The following is an 8541-nucleotide window of genomic DNA, read 5'->3' on the forward strand; positions in this document are numbered from 1 at the left end:
CCCCGGCGCTGTGCAGCGCCGGGGCGGTCTGGTGTCTCGCAGCTTACAGGTCCTTCTTCCAAAGACCGTGGAGGTTGCAGTAGGCATAAACGGCCTTGGCAGTCTGGCCCTCCGCCAGGGTGAACACGGCCTCCGGCGCCTCCTCCGGGTGGAACCAGTGGATCAGGGCGTCCCGCTCAGTCTCCACCACCACCCACTGGATAAAGTGCTCGGCGGTCATGGGATGGGTGACAGAGCCCACGTCCACCTTCACCAGACTGCCCTCCACCGTGACGGCAGGCACGTGCTTCTCCTGGGCGGCGTCGGTGACACCGGCCTCCAGCACATGCATCTCCTCGCCGCAGCACTTCACGGGCACCTGGGCGGAGGTGAGCTTGGTGATGACATTGCCGCAATGTTTGCAGATATAGAACTTCATATAGAATTCTCCTTTTTCCGTTTTTTGAAATACTTTCAAGGGGAGAGGGATTTCTTCTGGCAATATATTAGCATATCCAAATGTGCGCATATATTGCATTTGCAACTACAAAAAAATTCCGGGCATCCGGCTGGCTGAAAAGGCGCTCTATAAAAGCATCTGATCCGAAAAGCGGAGCGTCCGGCCGGGGTGTGCGCGGCGCGGTATTTTTTTCGTATTTCAAAAGTTGACATAACGGTGTGGAAAACTCTGTGGAGAATGTGCAAAACCCCGATGAAAAGGGCATTGAGCTGGGTGACGGCCAGGTTATGAGAAATTTTACGCAATAACATTTTTGTAAAATTTGTGTGAAGCGTCGGGAAGCGGGCGGGATCACGGCGTCTTTTGGGGGAGCACTTGAAGGACAGCGCCGGGTGTGCTACAATAAATTTATGAATTTTACGGCAGACACTGCCTTTGGAGGAACTTAATGGCAACCAAGAAGCAGGACTATGGCAACGACAGCATTTCGGCATTAAAGGGCGCAGACCGGGTCCGGAAGCGGCCCGGCGTCATTTTCGGCTCTGACGGACTGGAGGGCTGCGAGCACGCGGTGTTCGAGATTCTCTCCAACTCCATCGATGAGGCCCGGGAGGGCCACGGCCGGACCATCACTGTCACCCGGTTTGCAGACCGGTCCATCCAGGTGGAGGACGCGGGCCGGGGCTGCCCGGTGGACTGGAATGAGAAGGAGCAGCGGTACAACTGGGAGCTGGTGTACTGCGAGCTGTACGCCGGCGGCAAGTACGACAACGTCTCCGGCGACAACTACGAATATTCCTTAGGGCTCAACGGATTGGGTGCCTGCGCCACCCAGTACGCCTCCCGGTACATGGACGTCACCGTCTGGCGGGACGGCTTTGAATACACCCTGCACTTTCAGCGGGGCGAGATCGTGGGGGAGCTGGGGAAGACGCCCCTGTCCAAGAGCCAGGCCAGAAAAACCGGCACCCGCACCCGCTGGCTTCCCGACTTGGACGTGTTCACGGACATCGCCATCCCGGCGGAGTACTTCACCGACGTGATGAAGCGCCAGGCGGTGGTGAACGCCGGGGTCACCTTCCGGTTCCGGAACGAGACAGAGCCGGGTCGGTTCGAAGAGGCGGAGTTCCTCTACGAAAACGGCATCATGGACTATGTGACGGAGCTTGCGGGAGAGGGGAGCCTGACGGCGCCGGTGTTCTGGCAGACGGAGAAGAAGGGCCGGGACCGGGCGGACAAGCCGGAGTACAAGGTGAAGCTCAGCGTGGCCTGCTGCTTTTCCAATAAGGTGAACGTCATCGAGCACTACCACAACTCCTCCTGGCTGGAGCACGGCGGCTCTCCGGAGAAGGCGGCCAAGTCCGCCTTTGTCTCCGCCGTCGACAAGTACCTGCGGGACCAGGGGAAGTACCAGAAGAGCGAGAGCAAGATCACCTGGGCGGACATCGAGGACTGCCTGGTGCTGGTGTCCAACAACTTCTCCACCCAGACCAGCTACGAGAACCAGACGAAGAAGGCCATCACCAACAAGTTCGTCCAGGAGGCCATGACGGAGTTCCTCCGCAGCAATCTGGAGATCTACTTCATCGAAAACCCCTTTGACGCGGAGAAGATCGGCGAACAGGTGCTGCTGAACAAGCGCAGCCGGGAGAAGGCGGAGGAGACCCGCCTGAACGTGAAGAAGAAGCTCTCCGGCTCGGTGGACATCGCCAACCGGGTCCAGAAGTTCGTGGACTGCCGCACCAAGGACGTGGACAAGCGGGAGATCTACATCGTGGAGGGCGACAGCGCCCTGGGCAGCGTGAAGCTGGCCCGGGACTCCGAGTATCAGGGCATCATGCCGGTGCGGGGCAAGATCCTGAACTGCCTGAAGGCGGACTATGCCCGGATTTTCAAGAGCGAGATCATCACGGACCTCATCAAGGTCCTGGGCTGCGGCGTGGAGGTCCAGAACAAGCACGTGAAGAACGTGGCGCCCTTTGACTTGAGCAACCTGCGGTGGAGCAAGGTGGTCATCTGCACCGACGGCGACGTGGACGGCTTCCAGATCCGGACGCTGATCCTCACCATGCTGTACCGGCTGACCCCCACCCTGATCCGGGAGGGGTACGTGTATATCGCGGAGACGCCCCTGTTTGAGATCAACAGCGGTGACAAGACGTGGTTCGCCTACTCCGACAAGGAGAAGAACGACATCGTGAAATCCCTGGAGGGGAAGAAGTACAAGATCGACCGGTCCAAGGGCCTGGGCGAGAACGACCCGGACATGATGTGGCTGACCACCATGAACCCGGAGACCCGGCGGCTGATCCGGGTGATGCCGGAGGACGTGGAGCAGACGGCGGCGGTGTTCGACCTGCTGCTGGGGGACAACCTCCAGGGCCGGAAGGACCATATTGCGGAGAACGGGTACAAGTACCTGGAGATGGCGGATATTTCGTGAGAGTTTTATGAGATCAGCAGCCCGTCCGCCCGCTGGCCCGCCATGAGCCGCAGGCCCAGTTGGAGCCCGATGGCAAAGGACTCCGTGCCCCACAGCAGGCACAGGTCTTCCAGCCGGTCCCACAGGAACAGCGCGTCCGCAGGGCTGCCGTGGGAGACGATCCGCTCTTTGAGCGCATCCGCCTGTTTGCCGACTTTTATCAACGGCAGGGCGTAGTAGTCATACAGCCATTTATAGGTCTCATTCATGGAGCAGCCTCCTTTGAATTTTATGAATACAGCATACTAGAGTTTCGGAAAATGCGCAATACGTGAATTATTTCGAGTGTTTTGGCTGTTTGGGTTAATAAATGCGTAGCCGTTGGGACAGAAAGCACCCTCTGTTTCGACAACGGAAAATACACTCCCAATCAACGGATAGCGGAGAGGATGCCATGGAACGCCCCCAGCGGAAGCGCCTGCGGCTGGAGTCCTATGATTACAGCCAGCCGGGATCTTATTTCATCACCATCTGCACCAGGGAGCGAAATCAGGAGGTCCTGTGCTCCATCGAACCCGCCGTAGGGGCGATTATCAATCGCCCGCCTCGAATCTCCCTGACACCTCTGGGGCGGATCGTGGATGAAACCATCCGAGCGATCCCGGATCACTACCCCGGCATATCGGTAGATCAATATATCATCATGCCGGACCATGTGCATTTGATTTTGGCACTCCGGCACATCGGGCCGGACGAGCGGCAGATTGCCGCCCCTACGCCGCTGTCGAACGTCATCCAGCAGATGAAGCGGATCACCAGCAAGCAAGCGGGCATTTCTCTTTGGCAGAAGGGCTTTTATGACCATGTGATCCGCAATGACGAGGACCTAGCCAATGTTCGCCAGTACATCCGCAACAACCCCTTGAAATGGATACAAGATAAGGACTGATTACACTTGCCCAAAAAGAAAAAAACCGACGACAACAAGCATAAGGTAGACGCGTCCAACGTCATCGGCCTTCACGCGGCGGTGGTGGAACAGCCCATCACCGACACGCTGGAGACCAACTACATGCCCTACGCCATGAGCGTCATTGTCTCCCGGGCCATTCCGGAGATCGACGGGTTCAAGCCCTCCCACCGCAAGCTGCTGTACACCATGTACAAGATGGGTCTGCTGACGGGAGCCCGGACCAAGTCCGCCAACATCGTGGGCCAGACCATGCGCCTCAACCCCCACGGCGACGCCGCCATCTACGACACCATGGTGCGCCTCTCGCGGGGCTACGGCGCCCTGCTGACGCCTTTTGTGGATTCCAAAGGCAACTTCGGCAAGGTCTACTCCCGGGACATGGCCTGGGCCGCCCCCCGGTACACAGAGGCCAAGCTGACGCCCATCTGCGCCGAGCTGTTCCGGGATATCGACAGCGACACCGTGGACTTTGTGGACAACTACGACAACACCATGAAGGAGCCGGCCCTGCTGCCCACCACCTTCCCCAACATTCTGGTGTCCGCCAACAGCGGCATCGCCGTGGGCATGGCCTCCCAGTTCTGTGGGTTCAATCTGAAGGAGGTCTGCGACACCACCATCGCCTATCTGAAGAACCCGGACTGCGACCTGATGGAGACCCTGCTGGCGCCGGATTTCCCCACCGGCGGAGAGCTGATCTTCGACCGGAACACCATCCGGGAGATCTATGAGACCGGCCGGGGCAGCGTCCGGGTCCGGGCCAAGTACCGCTACGTCAAAGAGGAGAATCTCATCGAGATCTACGAGATCCCCTACTCCACCACCGTGGAGGCCATCCTGGACAAGGTGGCGGAGCTCATCAAGGCGGGCCGGGCGAAAGAGATCGCCGACATGCGGGACGAGACGGACCTCTCCGGCCTGAAACTGGCCATCGACCTGAAGCGGGGCGTGGACCCGGACAAGCTGATGACCAAGCTCTACAAGCTGACACCCCTGGAGGACGCCTTTGCCTGCAACTTCAACGTGCTGATCGCCGGTACTCCCAAGGTGCTGGGGGTGCGGCAGATCCTGGAGGAGTGGACTGCCTGGCGGACCGGGTCCGTCCGGCGGCGGGTCTACTTCGTGATGAAGAAGAAACAGGACAAGCTGCACCTCTTAAAGGGCCTCAAGCGGATCCTGCTGGACATCGATAAGGCCATCCAAATCATCCGGGAGACAGAGGAGGAGGCCGAGGTCATCCCCAACCTGATGATCGGCTTCGGCATCGACCAGATCCAGGCGGAGTACGTGGCGGAGATCAAGCTCCGCAACATCAACAAGGAGTATATCCTCAAGCGTGTCAACGAGACCGCCGCCCTCCAGGACGAGATCGCCGACCTGGAGGACACCCTGAACTCCCCCCGGCGGCTGAAGCAGATCCTGGTGGACGAGCTGACGGAGGCGGCCAGGAAATACGGCGAGCCCCGCCGAACCTCCATCGTGTACAGCCACGAGATCGAGACCTATGTGGAGGAGGCTCAGGTGGAGGACTACTCCGTCCATGTGTTCCTCTCCAGGGAGGGGTACTTCAAGAAGATCACCCCTGCCTCTTTGCGAATGGCGGCGGACCAGAAGTACAAGGACGGGGACGGATTGTCCCAGACCTTTGAGACCACCAACGGCGCGGAGATCATGTTCTTCACGGACCGGTGCCAGGTGTACAAGACCCGCCTCAGCGAGTTTGAAGACACCAAGGCCAGCGCCCTGGGGGATTATCTGCCCGCGAAACTCTCCATGGACAGCGGCGAGAATGTGATCTACGCCGTCCTGCCGGGACCGGACTACGCCGGGGCCCTGCTGTTCTTCTTTGCAAACGGCAAGGCGGCCCGGGTGGACCTGACCGCCTACAAGACCACCTCCAACCGCCGCAAGCTGACGGGGGCCTACTCCGACAAGGCGCCCCTGGCCTGTATCCGCAGGCTGGATGCAGACTGCGAGCTGGCGGTGTACTCCACGGAGCCCCGGGCGCTGATTTTCCACACCGCTCTGCTGGCTCCCAAGACCACCCGCACCACCCAGGGGGTGGCGGTGATGACCCTGAAGCCAAAGTACCAGCTGGAGACGGTGAAGGCGCTGGAGGACACGCCCATCACCAACCAGAGCCGCTACCGGGTGCGCAGTCTCCCGGCGGCGGGCGCCCTGCTGCGGGAGGAGGACTCCGAGGAGCGGCAGATGGATCTGCTGGACTGAATCAGATAGAAAAGGAGTAGATCTATGGCGCAGAAGGTGAGGAGCTGCGGTATCATCACGCTGGGGGCGGTGATCTACGCCCTGGCATTTGACTGGTTCGTAGCCCCCAACCAGATCGCCATGGGCGGCGTGACGGGTCTGGCCCAGATCGTGAACGCCCTGGTGCCGGTCCTGCCGGTGGGAGTGCTGTCCATCCTTGTCAATGTGCCGCTGTTTCTGGCGGGCTGGCGGCTCCTGGGAGGCCGCCTGCTGGTGAGCAGCCTGTACGCCATGGCAGTCAGTTCCTTGGCCATTGACGTGATTGCATGGATGCATACCTTCCCCCCGATGGACCCGATCCTGGCGACCCTGTACGGCGGCGCCGGGATGGGGGTAGGGCTGGGATTGGTATTCTCCCAGGGGGCCACGACGGGCGGCACGGATATCATCGGCAAGCTGCTGAAGCTGAAATTCCCCTGGCTGCCCATCGGTAAGCTGGTGATGATCCCGGACATGGTGGTGGTGATCCTGGCTGCAGTGGTGTTCGGCACCGTCAACGCGGCACTTTATGGCTTGATTCAGATGTATCTGCTGTCCAAGGTCATGGATATGATCCTGTACGGGTGGGATACCTCTCGTGTGGCCTACATCATCACCGACCGGTGGGAGGAGACGGTCCAGGGACTGCTGGATATGAACCGGGGCGTGACGCTGCTTCAGGGAAAAGGCGCATACACCGGCGCGGAGAAGCAGGTACTGCTGGTGGCCTTCAGGCAGCGGGAGATCGTGCCCATCAAGCGGATGCTGCGGGAGATCGACCCGAAGGCTTTTTTCATCGTGTGCGACGCCCATGAGATCCTGGGCGAGGGATTTGGGGATTATCAGAAGGAGGAAATTTGACATGACAGATTTCACGAAGGTTCAGCAGGCCCTGGAGCGCCGGGGCTACACCGTACGCACCTTTGCGGCGGCGGCGGAGGCCGCGGCCTACCTGGACGGCGCCATCGACGGCAAGACCGTGGGCTTCGGCGGCTCCGCCACCCTGGACGCTCTGGGGGTGTACGACAAGCTGGCGGCCCACAACACCGTCATCTGGCACTGGAAGCAGGAGGCGAACGCCGCCCGGAAGGCGGCCATGCAGACCCAGGTGTACCTGTCCTCTGCCAATGGCCTGGCGGAGTCGGGGGAGATCGTCAACATCGACGGCACCGGCAACCGGGTGTCCGCCACGCTGTTCGGCCATGAGAAGGTGTACTTTGTCATCGGCCGGAACAAGCTGGCCCCCACCTACGAGGCGGCGGTGTACCGGGCCCGGAACGTGGCTGCACCCCAGCGCGCCCGGCAGCTGGGGAAGAAGACGCCCTGCGCCGTGAAGGCGGACCGCTGCTACGACTGCCGGAGTCCTGAGCGGGTCTGCCGCGCCTTGGTGACTCTCTGGGGGCCTATGCTGGGCATGGAGACGGAGGTCCTGCTGGTGGACGAGGACCTGGGGCTGTAAGCGCGCCCCTGCCCGTCCCTGGGCCATTCTGACGGGAAAGGAGGCGCCGAGCCGTGAAGCTGCGCCATCTCACCCTGCTCCTGTGCGTCAGCCTGTCCCTGACGGGGTGCAGCGCCCTGCTGGAGCGGAACTATGCCACCGTGGAGCCCCACAGCAGCAAGTTCTGGGAGAGCGAGGCCGCCGGGACCCTCCGGGCGGAGAACTACCAGGACATCGTGAACGACCTGCTGATCCTCATCGGCCAGCACACGGAGAGCGCCACGGTCCGCCTCTACAACTACGAGGACGATCTGACGGTGGCGGACACACTGGAGCAGGCCACTACGGAGGTCCAGCAGGAGACGCCTATGGGCGCCTATGCCGTGGAGTATATCACCGCCTCCAGCCGGTCCCAGCGGGGGTACTATGAGATCAGCATCCAGGTCAGCTACCGCCGGACGGCGGAGCAGATCCAGGCGGTGGTGAACGCTACCAGTACGGAGGCGCTGTCCGCCCTGCTGGAGGCGGCGCTGGACGAGGGCCGCACGGAGCTGGCGGTCCGGGTCGGCTATTGGGGAGAGGACGGCCAGGCCCGGGTGGAGGAGACGGTGGCACAGCTCCGGGAGGCGCGAGGTCTGGCAGAGACGCCGCCCTGGACGATCTCCTATTATCCGGCACAGGGTCCGGTGGGGCTGATCGAGTTTGTGATGGGCGGAGACGCCGCGGCTGCTGCGGAAGAAAATTCGGAAAATCTTGCAGAAGAGTCTTGACAAGCGGGTGTTTCTCTGGTAGAATACCCCTTGTTCCGCGGGCATAGCTCATCTGGTAGAGCGCCACCTTGCCAAGGTGGAGGTAGCGAGTTCGAGCCTCGTTGCCCGCTCCAGAGTGAAACAGGACACCCAACTTTGGGTGTCCTGTTTTTTCATCAGAAAGCGAACTCGCTGCCTCCGCCCCGCGCCGAAGGCGCGATTGGATCAGAGGTGAGGCAGGGGTCCTGCGAATGGCGGTCAGCCATTCGCGGG

Annotated in this window: 8 protein-coding genes and 1 tRNA gene; 7 read left to right on the plus strand and 2 right to left on the minus strand. The window is 61.0% G+C overall.

Annotated features, from left to right (window positions below):
* Nucleotides 1–43: 43 nt before the first annotated feature.
* Complete coding sequence (locus HMPREF1546_RS00850; RefSeq protein ID WP_025544072.1) at nt 44–418, minus strand: desulfoferrodoxin family protein; 375 nt, start codon at nt 416–418, stop codon at nt 44–46.
* Between the two features lie 469 nt (nt 419–887).
* On the opposite strand from HMPREF1546_RS00850, the gene HMPREF1546_RS00855 reads away from it, so the two are divergent.
* On the plus strand, nt 888–2882 hold the full coding sequence (locus tag HMPREF1546_RS00855; protein WP_021747727.1) for a type IIA DNA topoisomerase subunit B: 1995 nt from the start codon (nt 888–890) through the stop codon (nt 2880–2882).
* A 5-nt stretch (nt 2883–2887) separates the two neighbouring features.
* Here HMPREF1546_RS00855 and HMPREF1546_RS00860 read toward each other — a convergent pair whose 3' ends face one another.
* Entirely contained in the window at nt 2888–3130 is a 243-nt protein-coding gene (locus tag HMPREF1546_RS00860) for a hypothetical protein (protein ID WP_021747728.1), read from the minus strand.
* Nucleotides 3131–3315: 185 nt separating this feature from the next.
* On the opposite strand from HMPREF1546_RS00860, the gene HMPREF1546_RS00865 reads away from it, so the two are divergent.
* The 6 genes from HMPREF1546_RS00865 (at nt 3316) to HMPREF1546_RS00890 (ending at nt 8402) form a co-directional block, all read left to right on the plus strand.
* Entirely contained in the window at nt 3316–3810 is a 495-nt protein-coding gene (locus HMPREF1546_RS00865) for a transposase (RefSeq protein ID WP_021747729.1), read from the plus strand.
* Nucleotides 3811–3816: 6 nt separating this feature from the next.
* Nucleotides 3817–6063, plus strand: coding sequence for a DNA topoisomerase (ATP-hydrolyzing) subunit A (locus HMPREF1546_RS00870; RefSeq protein WP_021747730.1), 2247 nt, complete (start codon nt 3817–3819; stop codon nt 6061–6063).
* Nucleotides 6064–6087: 24 nt separating this feature from the next.
* Nucleotides 6088–6942: a YitT family protein gene (locus HMPREF1546_RS00875; protein ID WP_021747731.1), complete on the plus strand. Its 855-nt coding sequence runs from the start codon at nt 6088–6090 to the stop codon at nt 6940–6942.
* Nucleotide 6943: 1 nt separating this feature from the next.
* Entirely contained in the window at nt 6944–7540 is a 597-nt protein-coding gene (locus HMPREF1546_RS00880; protein WP_021747732.1) for an LUD domain-containing protein, read from the plus strand.
* Between the two features lie 53 nt (nt 7541–7593).
* Complete coding sequence (locus HMPREF1546_RS00885; RefSeq protein ID WP_021747733.1) at nt 7594–8289, plus strand: hypothetical protein; 696 nt, start codon at nt 7594–7596, stop codon at nt 8287–8289.
* 37 nt (nt 8290–8326) lie between these two features.
* Nucleotides 8327–8402, plus strand: a tRNA-Gly gene (locus HMPREF1546_RS00890).
* The last annotated feature ends 139 nt before the right edge of the window (nt 8403–8541 follow it).

The sequence above is a fragment of the Oscillibacter sp. KLE 1745 genome, from assembly GCF_000469445.2.
Taxonomy (GTDB): domain Bacteria; phylum Bacillota; class Clostridia; order Oscillospirales; family Oscillospiraceae; genus Oscillibacter; species Oscillibacter welbionis.

Coding starts and splice junctions, on each gene's coding strand:
- HMPREF1546_RS00865 (WP_021747729.1), top strand. CDS start 3,316: ATGGAACGCCCCCAGCGGAAGCGCCTGCGGCTGGAGTCCTATGATTAC.
- HMPREF1546_RS00880 (WP_021747732.1), top strand. CDS start 6,944: ATGACAGATTTCACGAAGGTTCAGCAGGCCCTGGAGCGCCGGGGCTAC.
- HMPREF1546_RS00860 (WP_021747728.1), bottom strand. CDS start 3,130: ATGAATGAGACCTATAAATGGCTGTATGACTACTACGCCCTGCCGTTG.
- HMPREF1546_RS00855 (WP_021747727.1), top strand. CDS start 888: ATGGCAACCAAGAAGCAGGACTATGGCAACGACAGCATTTCGGCATTA.
- HMPREF1546_RS00850 (WP_025544072.1), bottom strand. CDS start 418: ATGAAGTTCTATATCTGCAAACATTGCGGCAATGTCATCACCAAGCTC.
- HMPREF1546_RS00875 (WP_021747731.1), top strand. CDS start 6,088: ATGGCGCAGAAGGTGAGGAGCTGCGGTATCATCACGCTGGGGGCGGTG.